This is a genomic window from Chitinophaga dinghuensis (assembly GCF_003259435.1).
Lineage (GTDB): Bacteria > Bacteroidota > Bacteroidia > Chitinophagales > Chitinophagaceae > Chitinophaga > Chitinophaga dinghuensis.
The window spans coordinates 599,999-620,108 of the sequence record NZ_QLMA01000002.1; the positions used below are offsets into that span (position 1 = coordinate 599,999).

General features: G+C 41.7%; 14 protein-coding genes and 1 tRNA gene. 11 read left to right on the forward strand and 4 right to left on the reverse strand.

What is annotated here, in order from left to right; translation table 11 throughout:
- The first annotated feature begins 14 nt into the window (after positions 1 to 14).
- From CLV59_RS07800 to CLV59_RS07830, 7 genes are all read left to right on the forward strand, one after another.
- Positions 15 to 1,004 (forward strand): CgeB family protein, encoded by a 990-nt coding sequence (locus CLV59_RS07800; RefSeq protein ID WP_111591449.1) that lies wholly within the window; start codon positions 15 to 17, stop codon positions 1,002 to 1,004.
- Positions 1,005 to 1,045: 41 nt separating this feature from the next.
- Positions 1,046 to 2,014, forward strand: a complete 969-nt coding sequence (locus CLV59_RS07805; protein WP_111591450.1) for an NAD-dependent epimerase/dehydratase family protein — start codon at positions 1,046 to 1,048, stop codon at positions 2,012 to 2,014.
- Between the two features lie 44 nt (positions 2,015 to 2,058).
- Positions 2,059 to 3,177, forward strand: a complete 1,119-nt coding sequence (gene gmd, locus CLV59_RS07810; protein ID WP_111591451.1) for a GDP-mannose 4,6-dehydratase — start codon at positions 2,059 to 2,061, stop codon at positions 3,175 to 3,177.
- A 2-nt stretch (positions 3,178 to 3,179) separates the two neighbouring features.
- The gene (gene fcl / locus CLV59_RS07815) at positions 3,180 to 4,121 is read left to right on the forward strand and encodes a GDP-L-fucose synthase (RefSeq protein WP_111591452.1); all 942 of its coding nucleotides are present in this window, start codon (positions 3,180 to 3,182) and stop codon (positions 4,119 to 4,121) included.
- A gap of 2 nt (positions 4,122 to 4,123) precedes the next feature.
- Positions 4,124 to 5,209 carry a mannose-1-phosphate guanylyltransferase gene (locus CLV59_RS07820; protein ID WP_111591453.1) on the forward strand — a complete coding sequence of 362 codons (1,086 nt, stop codon included), beginning with the start codon at positions 4,124 to 4,126 and terminating at the stop codon, positions 5,207 to 5,209.
- A 208-nt stretch (positions 5,210 to 5,417) separates the two neighbouring features.
- Positions 5,418 to 7,004 (forward strand): hypothetical protein, encoded by a 1,587-nt coding sequence (locus CLV59_RS07825; protein ID WP_111591454.1) that lies wholly within the window; start codon positions 5,418 to 5,420, stop codon positions 7,002 to 7,004.
- 240 nt (positions 7,005 to 7,244) lie between these two features.
- Positions 7,245 to 9,143: an ABC-F family ATP-binding cassette domain-containing protein gene (locus CLV59_RS07830; protein WP_111591455.1), complete on the forward strand. Its 1,899-nt coding sequence runs from the start codon at positions 7,245 to 7,247 to the stop codon at positions 9,141 to 9,143.
- A gap of 88 nt (positions 9,144 to 9,231) precedes the next feature.
- On the opposite strand, the gene CLV59_RS07835 is transcribed toward CLV59_RS07830, so the two are convergent.
- The 4 genes from CLV59_RS07835 to CLV59_RS07845 all read right to left on the reverse strand — a co-directional run bounded on the left by CLV59_RS07835 (position 9,232) and on the right by CLV59_RS07845 (position 13,023).
- A complete protein-coding gene (locus tag CLV59_RS07835) occupies positions 9,232 to 9,573 on the reverse strand; it encodes a hypothetical protein (protein ID WP_111591456.1) in 342 nt (113 codons plus the stop codon).
- 544 nt (positions 9,574 to 10,117) lie between these two features.
- On the reverse strand, positions 10,118 to 11,959 hold the full coding sequence (locus tag CLV59_RS07840; protein ID WP_111591457.1) for an acyltransferase family protein: 1,842 nt from the start codon (positions 11,957 to 11,959) through the stop codon (positions 10,118 to 10,120).
- A 377-nt stretch (positions 11,960 to 12,336) separates the two neighbouring features.
- Positions 12,337 to 12,408: transfer RNA gene (locus tag CLV59_RS28860), tRNA-Arg, on the reverse strand.
- Positions 12,409 to 12,456: 48 nt separating this feature from the next.
- Positions 12,457 to 13,023, reverse strand: coding sequence for a MarC family protein (locus CLV59_RS07845; RefSeq protein ID WP_111591696.1), 567 nt, complete (start codon positions 13,021 to 13,023; stop codon positions 12,457 to 12,459).
- Positions 13,024 to 13,103: 80 nt separating this feature from the next.
- On the opposite strand from CLV59_RS07845, the gene CLV59_RS07850 reads away from it, so the two are divergent.
- The 4 genes from CLV59_RS07850 to CLV59_RS07865 all read left to right on the forward strand — a co-directional run bounded on the left by CLV59_RS07850 (position 13,104) and on the right by CLV59_RS07865 (position 20,102).
- Positions 13,104 to 13,688: a helix-turn-helix domain-containing protein gene (locus tag CLV59_RS07850; protein WP_111591458.1), complete on the forward strand. Its 585-nt coding sequence runs from the start codon at positions 13,104 to 13,106 to the stop codon at positions 13,686 to 13,688.
- Positions 13,689 to 13,802: 114 nt separating this feature from the next.
- Positions 13,803 to 17,018 (forward strand): SusC/RagA family TonB-linked outer membrane protein, encoded by a 3,216-nt coding sequence (locus CLV59_RS07855; protein ID WP_111591459.1) that lies wholly within the window; start codon positions 13,803 to 13,805, stop codon positions 17,016 to 17,018.
- A gap of 10 nt (positions 17,019 to 17,028) precedes the next feature.
- Entirely contained in the window at positions 17,029 to 18,606 is a 1,578-nt protein-coding gene (locus CLV59_RS07860; protein ID WP_111591460.1) for a SusD/RagB family nutrient-binding outer membrane lipoprotein, read from the forward strand.
- 167 nt (positions 18,607 to 18,773) lie between these two features.
- On the forward strand, positions 18,774 to 20,102 hold the full coding sequence (locus tag CLV59_RS07865) for a DUF5690 family protein (protein WP_111591461.1): 1,329 nt from the start codon (positions 18,774 to 18,776) through the stop codon (positions 20,100 to 20,102).
- Positions 20,103 to 20,110 lie beyond the last annotated feature (8 nt).

Here is a 20,110-nt window from a genome sequence, read left to right on the forward strand (position 1 = left end):
GGTGCGACTGCAAAATGTTAGAAGGTAAGTCTATATTATTTATTTCTCCCAGTTTCTTCAACTATGAAAAGGAGATACTGAAGAAGATGCAAGGCCTTGGGGCAAACGTGACCTTTTATGATGACAGACCCTCTAATTCAGTGCTGGTTAGAGGACTAATCAGGCTCAATAAGAAAATACTTAAGAACAGGATACGTCGTTATTACGAGGGAATCCTGCAGAAAATTATTGCAACTAATGGCTATGATTTCCTGTTGTTGATAAAGGGAGAAACTATTCCCCCTGAATTCCTGCAGCAATTCAGGCAGCGTTTTCCGAAATGCCGGACAATCATGTACCAATACGATAGTATCCGGAATAATCAGAATGCAATTGCATGTTTCCCATATTTCGACAGGATACTATCTTTCGATCTGTCCGATACAGAGCAATATCCAGCAATTAAATTTCGTCCGCTCTTTTACATAGATGACTACAAAGATCTGAAACAGCAATCGCCGAAGTACGATTATACCTTCATTGGAACTGCGCATAGTGATCGATATAACTGGGTAATGAATCTGGTGAAAGAGAACGGTAAGGATAACCGATTTTTTACTTTCTTTTACTGCCCAAGCAAAATATTGTATTACGGTCGTGTTCTTTTTGATAAAAGCTTTAAGCAAGTAAAGAAGGAGGATATCAGCTTTTCACAATTAAATAAGCAACAAGTACTGGATATTGTTTCACAGTCCAGGGCAATTGTGGATATACAGCATCCTAATCAGACCGGGCTTACAATGAGAACTATTGAGGCTTTGGGGGCAGGTAAGAAACTTGTAACGACCAATAGAAACATTGTGAAATATGATTTTTATAATCCCGGGAATATTTTGGTACTGGACAGAACCAGTTCCAGCATAGCCCCTGGTTTTGCACAAACGGCATATACTCCTGTTTCAACCATGATCTATCAGAAATATTCTCTGGAAGGATGGTTGAATGAGGTAATGGATATTAAGTAGACAAGCGTGTGTTTATCTGAAAATACAAACATCTTATACATATGAGTTTTACTGTAATTGGTGGAAGCGGCTTTATTGGAACCAAATTGATTTCATCATTAAAAAACAAGAAAGAAACCGTTATCAACATCGATAAAAACCCTTCTGCGCTTCACAATGATGTTACTACATCGGCAGATGTGAGGTCAATGGACGCTCTGCGGAAGTCTGTACCAGCTGGTAGTACTGTAGTATTACTGGCAGCAGAACATAGGGATGATGTTGATCCGGTGCAATTGTATTATGATGTAAATGTGGAAGGTACCGCGAATGTGTTGAATGTAATGAGGGAAAAAGGTATCAACTCAATTATATTCACCAGTACGGTGGCGGTGTATGGCCTGAATAAATCTGAGCCTAGAGAAACGGATGCCGTTGATCCATTCAATCACTATGGCAAAAGTAAATGGCACGCAGAAGAGCTATTAAGACAATGGTATGAAGAAGATAAGGAGAACAGGAAGCTGGTCATCATAAGACCAACCGTCGTTTTTGGCCCCGGCAACAGGGGAAATGTGTATAACTTGCTGAAGCAGATTGCAGTAGGCCGATTTTTAATGATTGGTAAGGGTAACAATAAAAAATCCATGGCGTATGTGGATAATATCGTAGGGTTTATCTCCTACCTGCTCCAGCAGGACGCAAAAGGATATTTTCTCTATAATTATGCAGACAAGCCAGACCTTAGCACAAAAGAGCTGCTGCTGGAAGCTGAACAATCATTACAAAAAAAGATCTCCAGTATACAAATACCTTACGCAGTAGGATATATGGGCGGCGTTTGCCTGGATATTGTCGCAAAAGTATCCGGTAAAAAATTCCCTATCAGTTCTATACGTATTAAGAAATTCTGCGCTACAACCGTGTTTAATGCAGACAAAGCTTTTCAGACAGGTTATAAGCCAATATGCTCATTACAGGATGGGCTAACATTCACAATCAATAGTATCACTCAGGACCGTAAGGAATAATCGTATATTTGTTACTTCCAATGAATGGCAAATAATTAGCATATATGCAGAAAAAAAAGGCAATCATAACAGGTATAACCGGACAGGATGGAGCTTATTTGGCAGATTTACTGTTGAAGAAGGGTTATGAAGTTCATGGTATAAAGCGCCGGTCTTCTCTTTTCAATACAGACAGAATCGATCATCTTTACCAGGATCCTCATGAGAATGGCGTTCAGTTGGTACTGCATTATGGTGATCTTACTGATAGCACGAATCTGATCCGAATCATACAACAGGTTCAGCCGGATGAAATTTATAACCTGGGGGCTATGAGTCATGTACAGGTAAGTTTCGAGTCTCCGGAATATACCGCTGACGTAGATGGGGTTGGGACTTTACGCATATTGGAAGCAGTCAGGATCCTCGGCCTGACGGATAAAACCAGGATTTATCAGGCATCTACATCAGAGTTATACGGGTTGGTGCAGGAAGTGCCGCAATCAGAAAATACGCCATTTTACCCAAGATCTCCATATGCTGTGGCTAAAATGTATGGTTTCTGGATAACTGTCAACTATCGTGAAGCCTATAATATGTATGCCTGTAATGGGATTCTGTTCAATCATGAAAGCCCATTGAGAGGAGAAACCTTTGTTACCAGGAAGATTACGAGGGCAGTTGCGAAATTGTATTTAGGCATGCAGGATAAGCTCTTTATGGGGAATCTGGATGCCAAAAGGGATTGGGGACACGCAAAGGACTATGTGGAGGCCATGTGGTTAATTCTCCAGCAGGAAAAACCAGAGGATTTCGTCATCGCTACCGGCGTTACCACTACCGTAAGAGATTTTATCCGAATGTCATTTTCTGAGATTGGTGTTGAGATTGAATTCAAAGGCTCAGGAGTAGATGAAAAAGGATACGTAAAATCAATTTCGAAACCTGAATGCCCTTTGCAGCCAGGACAGGAAGTTGTAGCAATAGATCCTCGTTATTTCCGGCCAACTGAGGTCGACTTGCTGATAGGAGATCCAACAAAAGCACAGACAAAACTAGGCTGGAAACCAAAGTATGATCTGCCTGCACTTGTAAAAGAAATGATGGCTGCTGATGTGGAATTGTTCCGCCAGGAAAAGCTCCTGAAAGACAATGGCTATAAAGTTTTAAATCAATTCGAATAGTTATGAATCCACAGGATAAAGTTTATGTAGCTGGGCACCGTGGAATGGTGGGATCTGCTATTGTAAGAAGATTGAAAAAAGCTGGCTTTGAGCATATTATTATGCGTACTTCGGCTGAATTGGATCTGAGAGATCAGGCGGCAGTAAAAGCATTTTTTGAAACAGAAAAACCAGACTATGTTTTCCTGGCTGCTGCTAAAGTAGGGGGAATCATGGCGAATAATACCTATCGCGGACAGTTTATCTATGAGAATTTGATGATCCAGAATAATGTGATTCATCATGCGCATATAAACGGTGTGAAGAAACTTATGTTTTTGGGATCTTCCTGTATTTATCCAAAACTGGCGCCACAGCCACTGAAAGAGGAATACCTGCTTACGGGCCCACTGGAACCAACCAATGAGCCATATGCAGTCGCGAAGATTGCCGGAATTGAAATGTGTGATGCCTATAGGGATCAGTATGGAAGTAATTTCATCTCTGTAATGCCTACAAATTTGTATGGCCCTAATGATAATTATGACCTGCATAACTCCCATGTATTACCAGCCATGCTGCGGAAAATGCATGAGGCTAAAGTAAATAATCTCCCGGCAGTGGAAATATGGGGAACGGGTACGCCTAAACGTGAATTTTTGCATGCAGATGATATGGCAGATGCCTGTTATTATCTAATGCAACATTATAATGAAAAGGGGCTTGTCAACATTGGTGTAGGAGAAGATATCGCCATCGGAGAACTGGCACAACTGATCAAAAAAATTGTTGGGTATACCGGCGAACTTCGTTTTGATACCAGCAAGCCAGATGGCACACCCAGAAAATTAATGGATGTTTCAAAACTCCTTGGCTATGGCTGGAAAGCTAGTATTGGATTGGAAGAAGGAATTACAGCCGTATACGAAGACGTGAAAAAAAATAATTGGTCGTCCACAAAATAGTTATGAAGAATTCAGGAAGCAACCATGTTTTTATAATGGCCGGCGGCGTCGGAAGCCGGTTCTGGCCAAAATCAAGGAATAATTTTCCTAAACAGTTTATAGATATTCTTGGAATAGGTAAATCACTGTTGCAGCTGACCTACAACCGGTTTCTGCGGCTATGTCCTCCCGAAAATATTTATATCGTTACCAATGCCGCCTATAAAACATTGGTACAGGAACAACTCCCGGGTATTCCTGTGGAAAATATCCTCTGTGAACCGTCCAGAAATAATACGGCTCCTTGTATTGCATACGCTACTTTTAAATTAGCGGCTGCGGACCCGGATGCCAACATGGTAGTAGCTCCTTCGGATCACTTCATTCTCTATGAAGATATATTTTTGGAGAACATAAAGAAAGGTCTGGAAACTGCCGAAAAACAACCTTACCTCATTACCTTAGGCATAACGCCAACCCGTCCTGATACGGGATATGGTTATATTCGATATGATAGAACAGGTTCGGAAGGCGTTCATAAAGTATTACAGTTTACGGAAAAACCCCAACTGGAAAAAGCAAAAGAGTTCCTTGCCAGTGGGGAATATGTTTGGAATGGCGGTATCTTCATCTGGAATGTAAAGACGGCTTTACAGGTATTTGAAAAATATACGCCAGATATTTTCCAACTTTTTGAAAAAGGAAATACGGTGTACAATACTGCTGCTGAGCAGGAATTCATCGATACCGAATATCCTAAGTCTCCCAATATCTCTATTGATTATGCTATCATGGAGAAAGCAGATAATGTATATACAATACCTGCGGATTTCGGATGGAGTGATCTTGGAACCTGGGCCTCCTTATATGAGGTGGCAGAAAAGAAAGAGGATAATAACGTTTACGGAAATGCCAGTATACACCTGGAGAATGCCCGCAATAACATTATTCATCTACCTCCTGGAAAATTGGGAGTTGTCAAAGGACTGGAAGACTATATTATTGTAGATGATGATAATGTGTTGTTGATATACCCCAAATCAGAAGAACAAAAAATCAAGCTGATTACTGAAAAGCTGAAAGAACAACAACAAGGAAAATACTTGTAAATATTAGGCCGGCATCAGCAATAGTCTGAATGCCGGCATGATTTTCTCTGTAAGCTTTGATCCCTTCACTGTCGCAACTGATAAAACTGAAAACATTATCTTTGCCTACTGGTAGGCTTTTATTGTTCCGTCTGCTCCAGTATTTGTAAAGTGAGTGTTTGTGTAGCCTGTTCATGTGTAGCCAATCCTTTATCTCAAAATCGAATTAATGAAACACCTTGTTAAGGTCATCGCATTGTTATTGCTGACCGGTTCCGCCTTTGCGCAAGAGAAGTTGCCAGTTATACTGCCATATAACTATCAAAACATCCGGGAACTGTATCTCGACACCAGCAATCATCATACAGCATTCAAGCCCATTCTGCATGTAGATACCAGCGCTATGTACACCCAAGAGGATACAACCAGACGCAGCTGGATCTATAGAAAATTATTTCAGGAACACCTGTTGGAATTCAGAAATAAAGAATACAACGTTTTTATTGACTTCCTGCCCGATTTTCAAATCGGTAAAAGTCGCGAAGGTGGCCGCACAAACTGGTTAAATACTCGCGGCGCCATCATCCAGGCCAATATTGGGTCTAAGTTTTATTTTGAGTCCTCCTTCTACGAGAATCAAGGCAAATTCCCTTATTATCTGGATCAATACATTCGTCGGAATGATATCGTACCTGGTCAGGGAGGAATCAAAAGTTATAGTGAAGGAAAGGCTTTCGATTTTAATTACGCCAATGCTTTATTGTCCTATACACCAAATAAGTACCTGAATTTTACAATGGGATATGGACAGAACTTCATTGGCGATGGTTATCGATCACTAATACTGTCCGATATCACATTTAGTTATCCTTATCTAAAAGTAACTGCAAATCTGGGAAGTGTCCAATACACTGCTATGTGGGCGCAATTCATGGACAAACACAGTAAAGATTTTGCACAAGCCTATGACGATCTTGGATACTATAAAAAATGGGGAGTTTTCCATTTCCTGGACTGGAACGTTAGCAAAAAACTGACGATCGGTTTGTTTGATGCGGTTATCTGGCCAGATGCAGATTCCTCCGGCAGAAAACGCGGTTTCGACTGGAGCTACATGAATCCAATCATTTTCCTCCGTTCTGCCGAATTCTCCGAAGGATCATCTGATAACGCCCTGGTAGGAGCTAATGCTAAATTTAAGCTGTTTCCTAAAGTCACATTGTATGGTCAGTTGGTGCTGGATGAATTTAAACTGAAGGAAGTTACCAGCGGTAAAGGCTGGTGGGCCAACAAACAGTCCTGGCAGCTTGGCTTCCGCGCATTTGACATCTTTAAAGTGAAAAACCTTGATTTCCAGGGAGAGTATAATGCTGTAAGGCCTTATACCTACAGCTATAAAAGTACGCTCATCAACTACGAACACTATAATCAGTCTCTGGCCCATCCTCTGGGAGCCAATTTCCAGGAAGGATTGGGTATCGTTACCTACAAATATAAAAGGTGGTATGGTCGTGGTGAATTGATGTATGCAATGTACGGTGACGATCCGAACCCGGAAACCAACTATGGGCATGATATCTCCAAACCTTATACTACCCGCGTTAATGAATATGGGAATTATATAGGACAGGGAGTGAGAACTAATTTACTCTATGCGCAAGGCACTATTGCATATGTACTCAACCCTAAGTACAATCTACGGGTTGAAACATCTCTGGCTGCAAGAAGATTAAGTAACGATATCTCCAAAAGTACTGATCTGATTTTCAGTCTGGGGCTCAGAAGCACTTTCCGTCAATTCTATTACGATTTTTAATAATGGGATGTTTCCCGCTTGCAAGCCCTTACGGAATATCGCGTAAGGGCTTTTTTATGCGTAAAAGGGGGTAAAGAGAAATGGACAAAGGCCGAGGTGCGCTGCAGGTACAGGATAACTTCACGACCAATCTTCACATAACCCTATTTGAATATACGAAAAATGCCTGAAATTAAAAACAGCAACCTCCCAACCCGATAGATAGCTGGATAATTGGAATTATCCTTATAACTTCGCCTAATGCATTATGTAACAGTAGAAGGACTCACGAAATCTTACGGAACCAAACCACTTTTTCGTAATATTTCTTTTCATATAGAAGAAGGTGATAAAATCGCGCTGGTGGCGCTCAATGGATCAGGTAAATCCACTTTGCTAAAAATTTTGTGTGGTAAAGAAAGCCCTGATGATGGCAAAGTATGGATTCACAAGGATGTTACCGTTGTTATGCTTGAACAACAGGCTGACTTTGACCTGTCTAAAAATGTATTAGAAAACATCTTCGATCATAGTCATCCCATACTGAATGCGATAAAGGAATACGAACTGCTTACCGACGAAGGGGCGGAGCCGGATCATGATGCACTGGCTGCTGCCATTGCCAAAATGGATGAGCTGAATGCCTGGCATTTTGATTCCAAAGTAAAGCAGATCCTCGGAAAGCTGAATATTCACCGCCTGGATCAACCTGTCGGTAGCCTATCTGGTGGTCAGCAGAAACGTGTTGCCCTGGCAAAAGTGCTGATAGATATCGGATTTGAACACAGACATGTATTGTTGATCATGGATGAACCTACCAACCACCTCGATGTAAGTATGATCGAATGGTTGGAAAACTATCTGGACCAGGAAAAAGTGACGCTGTTGTTGGTTACTCACGATAGATATTTCTTGGATAGCGTATGTAACGAGATAATGGAACTCGATCAGGAACAACTTTTTATCTATAAGGGCGATTATGAAAATTACCTGGAGAAAAAAGCTGCTCGGGAAGAAAGCGATAAAGCTTCTGTAGAAAAGGCCCGAAACCTTTATCGTAAGGAACTGGAGTGGATGCGTAAACAACCCAAAGCACGTACCACCAAATCCAAAGCTCGCCAGGATAACTTCTATGAAGTAAAGGAAAAAGCTACCACCCGTATTCAGGACCAGCAGTTGGAACTGAACGTGAAGATGACCCGCCTCGGTGGCAAAATCCTGGAACTGAAGAAAGTATATAAATCCTATGGTGATCTCTCCATCCTGAAAGGATTTGATTATACCTTCAAAAAAGGAGAACGTGTAGGCGTAGTCGGTAAAAACGGGGTTGGTAAATCTACTTTTATTAACATGCTACTTGGAAAAGAGCAGCCAGATTCTGGAAAAATCAACGTTGGAGAAACGATCATTTTCGGCGATTACAGCCAGGAAGGCCTGTTGATCAAGGAAGATATGCGTGTCATTGAATTCGTTAAGAATATCGCGGAGAACTTTCCACTGGCGGATGGTACAAAAGTCAGCGCTGCCCAATTCCTGGAATTATTCCTCTTCCCCGCTGAAAAGCAATATACCTATATATCCAAACTCAGTGGTGGTGAAAAGCGGCGTCTTCACTTGCTGTCAATCCTCTTCAGAAACCCGAACTTCCTGGTACTGGATGAACCTACGAATGACCTGGATCTTCCAACACTAAGTATCCTGGAATCATTCCTGCAGGAATACCAGGGTTGTATTATCATTGTGAGCCATGATCGTTACTTCATGGATAAACTGGTAGATCACCTGTTTGTTTTTGAGGGCCAGGGTCAAATTCGTGACTATCCAGGTAACTATACCCAATATCGCGAATGGGAAAAAGAAGAGGAACGTAAGAAGACACAGGCACAGAAAACAGAAAAGCCTATAGCCGCTAGCGTTAGTACACCCACTGCTCCCGCTGAAAAGCCCAAGAAGATGTCCTTCAAGGAAAAGCGCGAGTTTGAAATGCTGGAGATAGACATTGAGAAACTGGAAGCTGAAAAAAAGGAAATAGAAGCGGCACTATCTGGTGGAGAACTGGCATTCGAAAAAATCGAACCCATGACGACCAGGATTGGAGAAATACTGCAACTTCTTGATGAAAAAGGAATGAGATGGCTCGAATTAAGCGAGCTCCAATAAAAGCCCAAAGATCATTGCATAATAGATATTCCCAGGCACCCCACTTTCCTGACTCGGGAGTGCCTGGAAATTGAACTACTAACAGGTATTAATTTATACCAAAACCACTGTTAAGATCAATCTTAGCCAACTCTACTTTGGCTGATTTTATTTCTGGATTGTTCCAAAAATTGCTGCCCTCCCCGAAATACAGACAATGGATCGTCCTTCCATCAATATTCCTTTTTTGATATTTACCATTACTGGCATACACTGCTACTTTCTCTCCCTTCATAATTTCTAAATGAGGGAAGCTAAAATATAAACCGGAACACGTAGGTAGAGATGCTAGTTTAATAAACAGCGTATACTCTCCCAGATTTAAGGACTGCCCGGCACCGAGCATAATGCATGCTGGTGGCATGAAATGCTTAATAATATTCAGCATCATTTTTTTATTAAATGTTAAGAATTTGAATTAAACGCTTCCCCTACAACTCAAATAGTAGCGTTGTATTTGTGGAAGTTTTGGGTTAGTGTATCGCTGCGTGTTTTATATCTATTTCGTTCTGTAAACGTAATAGGGATCACGGATACAACTGGGTTTATCCTAGGGGATAAATGTAGGTTGGCAATTACTTTATTAAGTAAAGAAGGGTTTAGAAGTTAATATAGTACCTCAAGATTCCTGTCAATAACAAAAGATTAACAATATCAAATTGATTGCAACCAAGTAAAGATAATTCTGAGGTTTAAATATGGATAATGAAGATGACTAATTGAACATTGATGAATTGTAAGAGTTGGGGGCAAGAGTCGTTGTCTCATATGACTCCGAAAGCCTATTCACAGGAAAGAAAAATCCCGGCTGCCAAAGTTAGCCGGGATAATTATTTAATAATCAATTTTTTAAGAATAATTCAGTTGGGCCGTCAGTTTTTAGGGATACACCGTTATTCATAGACCCCATATTTCCATCCCGATATGATTCTTGCTTATTTTCCTTCAAAAATATTTATCGTAGGATTGTTATTTAGTAATTGTGCAAAATACTTGGCCCCTTCTTTTGTCAAATGGGCACAGTCTTGACTTATAAATTTACAATTGGGAGTAAATACTGGAATTTTCCCCGTACTGTCTGTCGCCAACCCAAGTAAATCAATAAACTTATTGCCCCACTCTTGTTTGAATTTAATATTTTCTTGGTTAATATCGTCGGCAACGTTTATGCGTTGTGAACAGTAGTCAGAATTGCCCCGTCTATTATAAATAATACCGTTATTTGCCCCGAATTGTTTTGTTCCTATGTTCCAACATTTCGATGCTTGGATATTCCAGCGAAGAGATAAGGAGTCGAAATCCTTCTTAGGAAGGCAGGAGAAAAAGATGTATTGGGATTGACTAATACGCGCTGCCAAATCTTTTGCTGAATTAAAGTCTGTTGCATACGAAATTTCTATTTTGCCAGCATATTTAGATTCTTGCAAAACATTAACCCAATCTCTTGCGAAACTGTTGCCAATAACCAAGACTTTTATTTTGTCGCTTTGAGTGAAGTTTTTGTCCAAATCATACACTGCTGCGTTGTATTCAATATGAGCGTTTCTTTTATAACCGGAGAAACTGAAGTTGTTTGTTATTGTGGAACTATAAATATCTAATTCAGGTACATCTCTGATAATGCCAGCCTTTCTATAAAGGAATAGAGAACTAGCTGTTGTTATAATAAACAGTGTTCCCGTAATAAATAATAATGTCGAATTCTTGACTATGGATTTATTTCTGAATGGTTGCTCAATAAGATAATAGGAGAATATCGACAGTATAACAATAATGATAGAAAGAATAAGGGTATCAGTAACTGTTATTTTTTCAAATACAAAATAACGACTATATGCTATAATGATCTGATGCCACATATAAAGACTAAAACTAATTTTCCCTATGGCCATCATTATTTTATTCTCCATTAAGAATGCGACGGGCTTTTGTTTGCCATCCGATGGCAATAGCATTATCGTAGAGGCTGCTACAATAAGTAATAACTGCACCTTCTGAGAAAGGCCTAAATCGAAAAGCAGAATTGGAATTATAATAGCAAATAAAACTAATTTGTACCAACCACTAATCGATTTATTGCTGAATAGAATTGCTGCAATCCCTCCAATAGATAACTCAAAAAAGCGATATTGAATACAATAGAATGCCTTGGAGCTGTCGGTACCAAACAAATATAATGCTAAGGAAATTATTGTAAGTCCAATTAGAAGCGGTAGTATCCATTTGATTTTCTTACCGCTAAAAACTAGGAAAATTACAGGGAAAAATAAGTAAAACTGTTCTTCAACAGCCAGACTCCATGTATGCATTAATGGCTTAAACTCATTGACAGTGTTCCAGTAATCCCTTGATGTTATAAGTAGTAATATGTTATTGGCAAAGAAATTGGTTGCCACTATAGATTGACTTAAATTTTCAAGATCATCTGGTAACATTACCAGGAGACCAATAATGAGTGCAACGGACGAGGTGAATAGCACCAAAGGAATGATACGTCTAATTCTCCTTAAATAGAATTTCAAAACGGAGAATTCGTTTTTTAAGGTTTCATTATAGACAATCTTTGTAATCAGATACCCACTTATTACAAAAAAAATATCAACACCGAGATACCCATTGGGTAGATATCCGAAATGAAATACAATTACTGCTAGTACAGCAATGGCTCTCAATCCATCAATGTCCTTGCGATAACTTGAAGTGTGTGCCTTGTTCAAAAATTCGCTGTGCTTGATTGCATGCTCAGTTTTTGACGGCATTATTACTTTAGGTATCATTATTTATGGGTTTTGCAGGTGCGTCGTTTTTAACAGATGGCTAAATTAGGAATAATTATTTGCTTGTGTAAGCAAGCTTACTTCAAATTTATACGGTTTAAGCCTATGGCAGCTTATCTATGACTCATGATGTATTAATAACTTAATGCCAAATTGATCTAATATGAATGGTCATATCCCCAATCTGTTCTTTAGTTTATGATAAGGTTTGATAATTTGAACAATTCCAAATCATACTTTGAAATAGCATTGAAACGTCCAAAATCTCGAATTACCCAATCATAAATGGTGAGCGCTTTTCAACCAGATTCCCCCCATCCCTAAATGAAATTCGCCTGAATCTGATAAAATCAAATTCAGGCGAAATATGTTTTTAGTAGCCTCGTCAAGAATCGAACTTGAATCTGGAGCTTCGGAAACTCTTATACTATCCATTGTACTACGAGGCCGGAAAGGACGGCAAAACTACATTTTCTGCTTTACAATCCCAAATTACATTAAAGATTGATATTTGACTTGAATATTTTCACTGCAATCGCCAGCAAAATCACCCCGAAGAACTTACGTATCACCATTAATCCGGCCTTTCCCAGCAAACGTTCTATATAACTCAGACTCCTCAATACAATATATACCAAGGTCAGGTTCAGCACAATCCCCGCCAGAATATTAGCCTCGTCGAAGTTGGCTTTTAAAGACATAATCGTGGTTAAAGTACCGGAACCCGCTACCAAAGGGAAGGCAATCGGTACTATACTACCCGCCTTGGCATCTTTCTCACTCTTGAATAACTCTATCCCCAAAATCATCTCCAGCCCAATAACAAAGATCACAATAGACCCCGCCACTGCAAAACTATGCACGTCTACGCTCATTAGCTGCAAAAATGGCTTCCCTACCAACAGAAACAATATCATCAATACCCCCGATGCAATAGTGGCCTTACCAGCATCTATATGCCCCAGTTTCTCCTTCAGTGATACCAATATAGGTATAGATCCCAAAATATCTATGACAGCAAATAATGTAAAGGTAATAGTCAGAATTTGGCCGAAATTAAACATCAGGATTATTTTAGATTCCGTAAATATAGACAGAAGTGCTGAATGCATTGGCTATATTTGTTTTAATTATCAAACGCGTCATGACAGAGGATATCATTATTCAGATCAGCAATAAAATCAAAGAAAAAAGAAAAGCGAAAGGGATCACCATCCAGGAACTGGCCGATAAAGCGGAAGTCAGTAAAGGCCTCATCTCCCAGATAGAAAACAATCGCACCGTGCCCTCCCTGCTAGTCTTGATTAATATCATTCGCGCCCTAAACCTGGATATGAACGAATTCTTCAACGAAATCGACCAGCAAAACCAAGGCGGTAAAGTCATCGTAAAACAAAAATCCTCCTACCAAGCCTTCGAAAAAGAACCCGCAAAAGGATTCCAATACAAAAGAGTACTCACTAAAAACATCAAAAACTTCCCTGTTGATATCGTCCTGCTGGAACTGAAAAAAGGCGCCCGCAGAACCCATACCGTCAAAACAGACGCCTACGAATACAAATATATCATCAAAGGAAAAGTAGAATACCTCATCGATAACGAAAAACACCTCCTCGAAGAAGGCGACTCTCTCTTCTTCGACGGCCGACTCGGTCACAAACCCGCCAACATTGGCGAAGAAGATGCCCTCATCCTCGTCATCTACTTCTTCCTGGAAAGCGATAAATAAAGGAAAAAGGGTATTTACAAATACTTAACATTAAATTTAGTATAGGTTAACATTTTGGTCACATTTGACCCTAACCTTTGCATGGTAACAAATCCCCCGTTAATCTAAATTGCCATGTATCTAAATCTACAACCATCAGCCGTCAAACGGCTGAGCGCCTTTCTGTTGCTGTTACTTTCAGCCGCAACAGTATTTGCCCAATCCACCATTTCTGGTAAGGTTATCAACGCAGATGATAAACAACCCATTATCGGTGCTTCCGTGAAAATTGCAGGATCTCCGAAAGGAACCGTAACGGATGTAAACGGGGCCTTTATCCTCTCTGCTTCTCCAGATGCTACCCTCATCGTCAGCTTTATCGGTTTTAATGCTTCTACATTCCCCCTGAACGGAAAAAATACTGCTACCATTGAATTACAAGGCGATAAAAAAGCCCTCAATGAAGTAGTAGTAACGGCCCTGGGTATACGAAAAGAAGTGAAAAGAGTAGGCTACTCCGTACAGGAAGTGAAAGGAGCCGACCTGATAAAAGCCCGCGAACCAAACCCCGTAAACGGTCTTGTAGGAAAAGTAGCGGGCCTCACCGTAGGCGCATCTGCCGAACTCCTCGGCCCACCACTGGTGCTCCTCCGCGGTAATAAAATCAATCTTTATGTAGTAGACGGCGTACCCATCAACTCCGATACCTGGAACATCTCTCCAGACGATATCGAAAGCTATACCGTACTGAAAGGTGTAACCGCCTCCGCTCTATACGGCTCCCGCGGCCTGAATGGCGCCATCATGATCACCACAAAAAGAGGTTCTAAAGATAAACGCGGCTTCTCCATTGAATTCAACTCCAGCACCATGTTCAATAAGGGATTCATCGCTATCCCTAAAGTACAAGATGAATACGGCCCCGGCGATCACGGTAAATACGCATTCGTAGATGGTAAAGGCGGTGGTACAAATGATGCCGACTATGACATCTGGGGACCTAAATTCGAAGGTCAACTGATCCCACAATACGACAGCCCCGTTGACCCGGTTACCGGTAAAAGAACAGGTACGCCATGGGTAGCCCGCGGTAAAAATAACCTTACCCGTTTCCTGCAAACAGGTATGCTCAGTACCAATAACCTGGCTGTATCCAGCCATACAGATAAAGCTGATCTCCGCTTCTCGCTGTCCCATTCCTATCAAAAAGGCCTGGTACCTAACACCCAGCTGAATATCACTAACTTCAATATCTCCGCAGGTTATAACTTCAATCCACGCCTCCGCCTGGATGCTTACCTGAATTATAACCGTCAGTATACAGACAACTTCCCCGATGTTACCTACGGTCCAAACAGTATTATCTATAATACCCTCATCTGGGCAGGCGCCGATTGGAGCATGGATGATATGCGCCACTACTGGCAGCCTGGTAAAGAAGGTATCCAGTCTATCTATGCGGAATACCAACGCTATCACAACCCCTGGTTCATGACCTACGAATGGCTGCGCGGTCACTATAAAACAGACCTCAACGGCTATGTGAAACTGAACTATAAAATCACCGACAAACTGGAAGCCCTGATTCGTACCCAGGTAACCGGTTATGACCTGATGCGCAATGAGAAAATGCCTTATTCCGCCCACCCTTACGGTCGTGAAGAAGGTAAAGGCGACTACAGAGAAGATAAGCGCACACTCTTCGAAAACAATACAGACGCCTTGATCACGTATACCAACATCTTCCCACATAAAATCGGTGTGCACGCTTCTGTAGGTGGTAACCTCCGTAACTATAAATATAACTCCAGCTTCGTATCTACTAACTACCTGAATGCGCCAGGATGGTACAGCTTTGCTAACAGCCGTGATCCGCTGTTCGCAACTAACTATATCGCGAAAATGATTGTATTGAGCGCTTATGGTTATGTAGACATAGATCTGGGAAAATATGCAACCGTTTCTCTCACCGATCGTCTGGACAAGAACTCCAGCCTGCCTTCAGGCCATAACAGCTACTGGTATCCTTCTGTAGCATTGAGCACCGTTGTTTCTGACTACGTAAAGCTGCCGGATTTTATCTCCTTCCTGAAATTCAGAGGCTCCTATGCTAACGTGAAAGGCGGTCTCACGCAGCCTACTATCGGCGCTACTCCAATGGCTGTTTACCCACTGGGTTATGGTACTGAATACCAGTCGAGCTACGATGGACCTACTTTCCAAAACTCTGCTAACTACACCGTTACACCGGTTTATCAAACACAGGCTGGCGCTTACTATACCCAGCTGATTCCTAATCCAAACCTGCAACCATTTACCAGTAAGGTTTACGAAGGCGGTATGGACTTACGTTTCTTGAATAATCGTATAGGCTTAGACGTTACCTACTATAATAACCTGAATGGTCCGAGAATTTATACGTTGCCTTTACCAATGTCCACCGGATATACCGGCGCATTAGTGAATGGCGTAACCACCCGCCAGAAAGGTTGGGAGGTAACGCTGAATGGCTCTCCGATCCGTTCCAGCAACGGTCTGAGCTGGGATATCTCGGCTAACTGGTCTGCCTTTAAAGAGCGTTACGTGAGCATCTATGGCGACCAAACCAAACTGAATCCATTCGTTGGAGTAGGAGACAGAGTAGATGTTTTCTATGGTACTAAATTCGTTAGAACTCCTGATGGTAAAATTATCAATGGCCCAGATGGTCGTCCTATCGTGAATCCTACTCAGCAACTGCTGGGATACGCTAACCCAGACTGGGTTTGGGGCGTAAATAACACCCTCCGTTATAAAGGCGTTACACTCAGCTTCCAGTTTGATGGCCGCGTAGGCGGTAGCCTGATCGATTACATCCAGCAGCAAACTTTCCGTGGCGGACGTAATATCCAAACTGTTGAAGGAGCCATGGGAGATGCCCGTTATCAGGATTATAAAGGCGTGAAATCATGGCTGGGCGAAGGTGTTGTGGTAGCTAACAATGTACCTATCCAATACGATAATAATGGTAACGTTACCAATGCGGATAAATTACAGTTCGCACCAAATACCACCAAAACTTTCCTGCAAGACTATATCAGCGTTTACTATAAAACAAATGAGGCTAACCTGATCAGCAAGACTTTCGCTAAACTCCGCGAAGTAACCATCGGATATTCCCTGCCACAGTCTATGTTACAGCGGACTTTCATCCGTAATGCGAATATCTCTTTTGTAGGTCGTAACCTCCTGTATTTCGCTAAGAATAAGGATGTAGATATGGATCAGTACCCTGGTTCCGATCAGGGCTCATCTACACTGCAAACGCCTACTACCCGCAGTTATGGTTTCAACATCAACCTCACTTTCTAATCAGCAAATCATGAAATCGTTCAAAATATTAACACTGGCTGCCCTTACTGGATTGGTATTCAGCAGCTGTAATAAAAAATTCGATGATTATGGTATAAACCAGAATCGTCCTGCACAAGTACCTCCAAGTCTGGTAATTGGCGGTATTCTCTCAGATCTCAACGTGGATAAGCCCTGGAGCAATGTAATGCGCTGGAATCAGTTCGACTGCTGTAACTATAACTACTATGGAGATCAGCGTTATGATTGGAGTGGCGTTGATTTCAACAGCTACCTTACACTGACGAACGTGCAGCAAATGGAAGCAGAAGCAGCCAGACTGGGTGGAAAGACGGTCAATCCTTATACGGCTTTGGGCAAATTCTTCCGCGCATTTTTCTACTACAGAATGTCAAGCCTGGTAGGAGATTTACCTCTGAAAGACGCCAACAAAGGACTAAATAACGCAGCTCCTAAGTATGCCAGCCAGAAGGAAGTATTCGTACAGATCCTGCAATGGCTCGAAGATGCGAACACAGACCTCTCTCAACTGATCAACAATCCGGATAAAAGTAACACGGCAGAAGGACAGGCATTGAAAGGCGATTTCTACCTGGGCAATGATCTGGGTAAATGGCAACGCATTGTCAATAGTTTTCACCTGCGTGTACTCATTGCATTGAGTAACAAAACTGGCGATAACGATCTGCAAGTGGCAGCCGCTTTCAAAACCATGTATACCAATCCTGCCAAATATCCTATCATCCAGGATATGAGCCAGAATCTGCAATACATTTATAACAACATCAATAAGTATCCATCTAATCCGGATAACCTGGGTAATGATGCTACGCGTTATAATATGTCCGCTACCTACTTGAATACATTAGTATCGTTGAATGATCCAAGGGCGTACATTACCGCAGAACCGGCAACTTTACAGATCAATAAGAACAAGAAAACGCCTGCGGATATCACTGCTTATGTAGGCGCTCCTTCCGGCCAGAGCCAGGAAGATATGTCTTCCCTGATGTCAAATGTGGATACTGCCGCTTATTCTGTGAGAAGTCGTTCCCGCTATTACAGTAACTATGCAGGAGAAGCCGGTGTCATAATCGGTTATCCAGAGGTATGCTTCAACATTGCGGAAGCCATTAACCGCGGTTGGATTAGTGGAGACGCGGAGGCCTTTTACGTGGCTGGAATTCATGCATCTATGGACTATTATGGAATCCCTGCGAAAGGCAATATCGTAAAATCGTATAAGGGTTCCAGTGATACCATCCCGGTGAGCTTCGATACTTATTACCTGCAACCAGCGGTGAAATATCAGGGTAATAATGCCCAGGGACTTTCCCAGATAATTGGACAGAAGTACCTGGCATTCTTTGAGAACTCCGGCTGGGAAGCTTATTTCAACTGGCGCCGTACAGGTATTCCTACTTTCAGCACAGGTGCCGGTACTGGCAACTCTGGTATCATTCCTAAACGCTGGAAATATCCTGATAACGAGCGTACAGCCAATACCGTTAACTGGACCGCATCGCTGCAAAGCCAGTTTGGTAGCCAGACAGATGATATCAATGCCTCCATGTGGCTCCTTAAATAGTGGATAACCTTGATAATGAGAACGGCCCGACATCGAAGATGTCGGGCCGTTCTCATTATCAAGGGATTTAGTATTCATTTAGTTTAATAATACTTAACAATAAGTTTAGTTATGCTTAACATTTAGTTTACATTGAAAGATCACCTTTGGAGAAACAGTGAATACTGATGGTGACTATTCCGTGGATACAGCAGCGCCTCCAAAAGGCCAATAATCTGACTTTCTCCCTGTATGCCGCCCTGGTGGCATTTGGTACCTATTCGTGCATGTATGCGTTTAGGAAACCCTTCACAGCAGCCATTTTTGACGGAATGACTTTCCTGGGCATCGACTATAAAATCTGGTTAGTAATTACGCAAACCATTGGATATGCCTGCTCCAAATTCTATGGTATCCGGTTCATTGCAGAAATGAAAGGCGCCAGTCGCGCCAAAAGTATCCTCGTATTGATAGCCGCATCCTGGATGTCGCTACTGCTATTCGCCATAGTGCCGTCTCCCTATAATATTCCTTTTATGTTTCTCAACGGTTTTCCATTGGGAATGATCTGGGGACTGGTATTTAGCTACCTGGAAGGCAGACGCAGCACAGAGTTTATGGGAGCTGTACTCAGTATCAGCTTTATATTTTCATCGGGGTTTGTAAAGTCGGTGGGAAAGAGCACTATATTAAACTGGGGCATTAGCGAAAGCTGGATGCCATTTGTTACCGGCCTTATATTCATTGTACCCATATTGATATTTATCCTGTTGTTAGAGCAGATACCGCCGCCATCTGCAGAAGATGAGCGCCTGCGTACCCGCAGAGCGCCCATGAATAAAGAAGAACGAAAGAAATTCCTGAAGATGTTCTTCCCTGGTTTGGTACTACTGATCACCAGTTACATCCTGCTCACCGTATTGCGTGATATGCGGGATAATTTTGCCGCAGATATCTGGAAAGACTTAGGCTTCGGAGAAACTTCCGCGATCTTCACACAAACAGAAATTCCGGTGTCTGTAGCAGTCATCCTGATATTAGGGTTGCTGGTATTTATAAAGAATAATTACATCGCCTTTATGGTGAACCATTTCATCGTGGTTGCCGGCTTTGGAATAGCCATCATCAGTACCTTATTATTCCGTTCACATCAGATCGGGCCTGTGTCCTGGATGACACTTGCTGGTCTTGGGCTTTATATGGGCTATATTCCCTTTAATTGCATCTTCTTTGAGCGACTGATCGCAGTATTCAAATATGTCAGCAATGTGGGCTTTATTATGTATGTAGCGGATTCTTTTGGGTATCTGGGAAGCGTAATGGTCATGCTAACGAAGAACTTTTGCAGCGTAACCCTTTCCTGGAGTCAGTTTTTTATGGATGCAGTACTGGCAGGTTCCGTATTTGGAATATTGTTGATGGTAGCGTCTTCCTGGTATTTCAGAAATAAATATCTCACAATGAACAGTGATACAACGCCCTACATGGGTGGAGGAGAAGTGCAGATTGCTGCCTGAAACAAGGA

Excerpts from the sequence above, each read along its gene's own strand:
- CLV59_RS07855 (WP_111591459.1), top strand. The coding sequence starts at position 13,803 with ATGTATCTAAATCTACAACCATCAGCCGTCAAACGGCTGAGCGCCTTT.
- CLV59_RS07840 (WP_111591457.1), bottom strand. The coding sequence starts at position 11,959 with ATGATACCTAAAGTAATAATGCCGTCAAAAACTGAGCATGCAATCAAG.
- CLV59_RS07800 (WP_111591449.1), top strand. The coding sequence starts at position 15 with ATGTTAGAAGGTAAGTCTATATTATTTATTTCTCCCAGTTTCTTCAAC.
- CLV59_RS07835 (WP_111591456.1), bottom strand. The coding sequence starts at position 9,573 with ATGATGCTGAATATTATTAAGCATTTCATGCCACCAGCATGCATTATG.
- CLV59_RS07830 (WP_111591455.1), top strand. The coding sequence starts at position 7,245 with ATGCATTATGTAACAGTAGAAGGACTCACGAAATCTTACGGAACCAAA.
- CLV59_RS07825 (WP_111591454.1), top strand. The coding sequence starts at position 5,418 with ATGAAACACCTTGTTAAGGTCATCGCATTGTTATTGCTGACCGGTTCC.
- CLV59_RS07820 (WP_111591453.1), top strand. The coding sequence starts at position 4,124 with ATGAAGAATTCAGGAAGCAACCATGTTTTTATAATGGCCGGCGGCGTC.
- fcl (WP_111591452.1), top strand. The coding sequence starts at position 3,180 with ATGAATCCACAGGATAAAGTTTATGTAGCTGGGCACCGTGGAATGGTG.
- CLV59_RS07845 (WP_111591696.1), bottom strand. The coding sequence starts at position 13,023 with ATGTTTAATTTCGGCCAAATTCTGACTATTACCTTTACATTATTTGCT.
- CLV59_RS07805 (WP_111591450.1), top strand. The coding sequence starts at position 1,046 with ATGAGTTTTACTGTAATTGGTGGAAGCGGCTTTATTGGAACCAAATTG.
- CLV59_RS07850 (WP_111591458.1), top strand. The coding sequence starts at position 13,104 with ATGACAGAGGATATCATTATTCAGATCAGCAATAAAATCAAAGAAAAA.
- gmd (WP_111591451.1), top strand. The coding sequence starts at position 2,059 with ATGCAGAAAAAAAAGGCAATCATAACAGGTATAACCGGACAGGATGGA.
- CLV59_RS07860 (WP_111591460.1), top strand. The coding sequence starts at position 17,029 with ATGAAATCGTTCAAAATATTAACACTGGCTGCCCTTACTGGATTGGTA.
- CLV59_RS07865 (WP_111591461.1), top strand. The coding sequence starts at position 18,774 with ATGGTGACTATTCCGTGGATACAGCAGCGCCTCCAAAAGGCCAATAAT.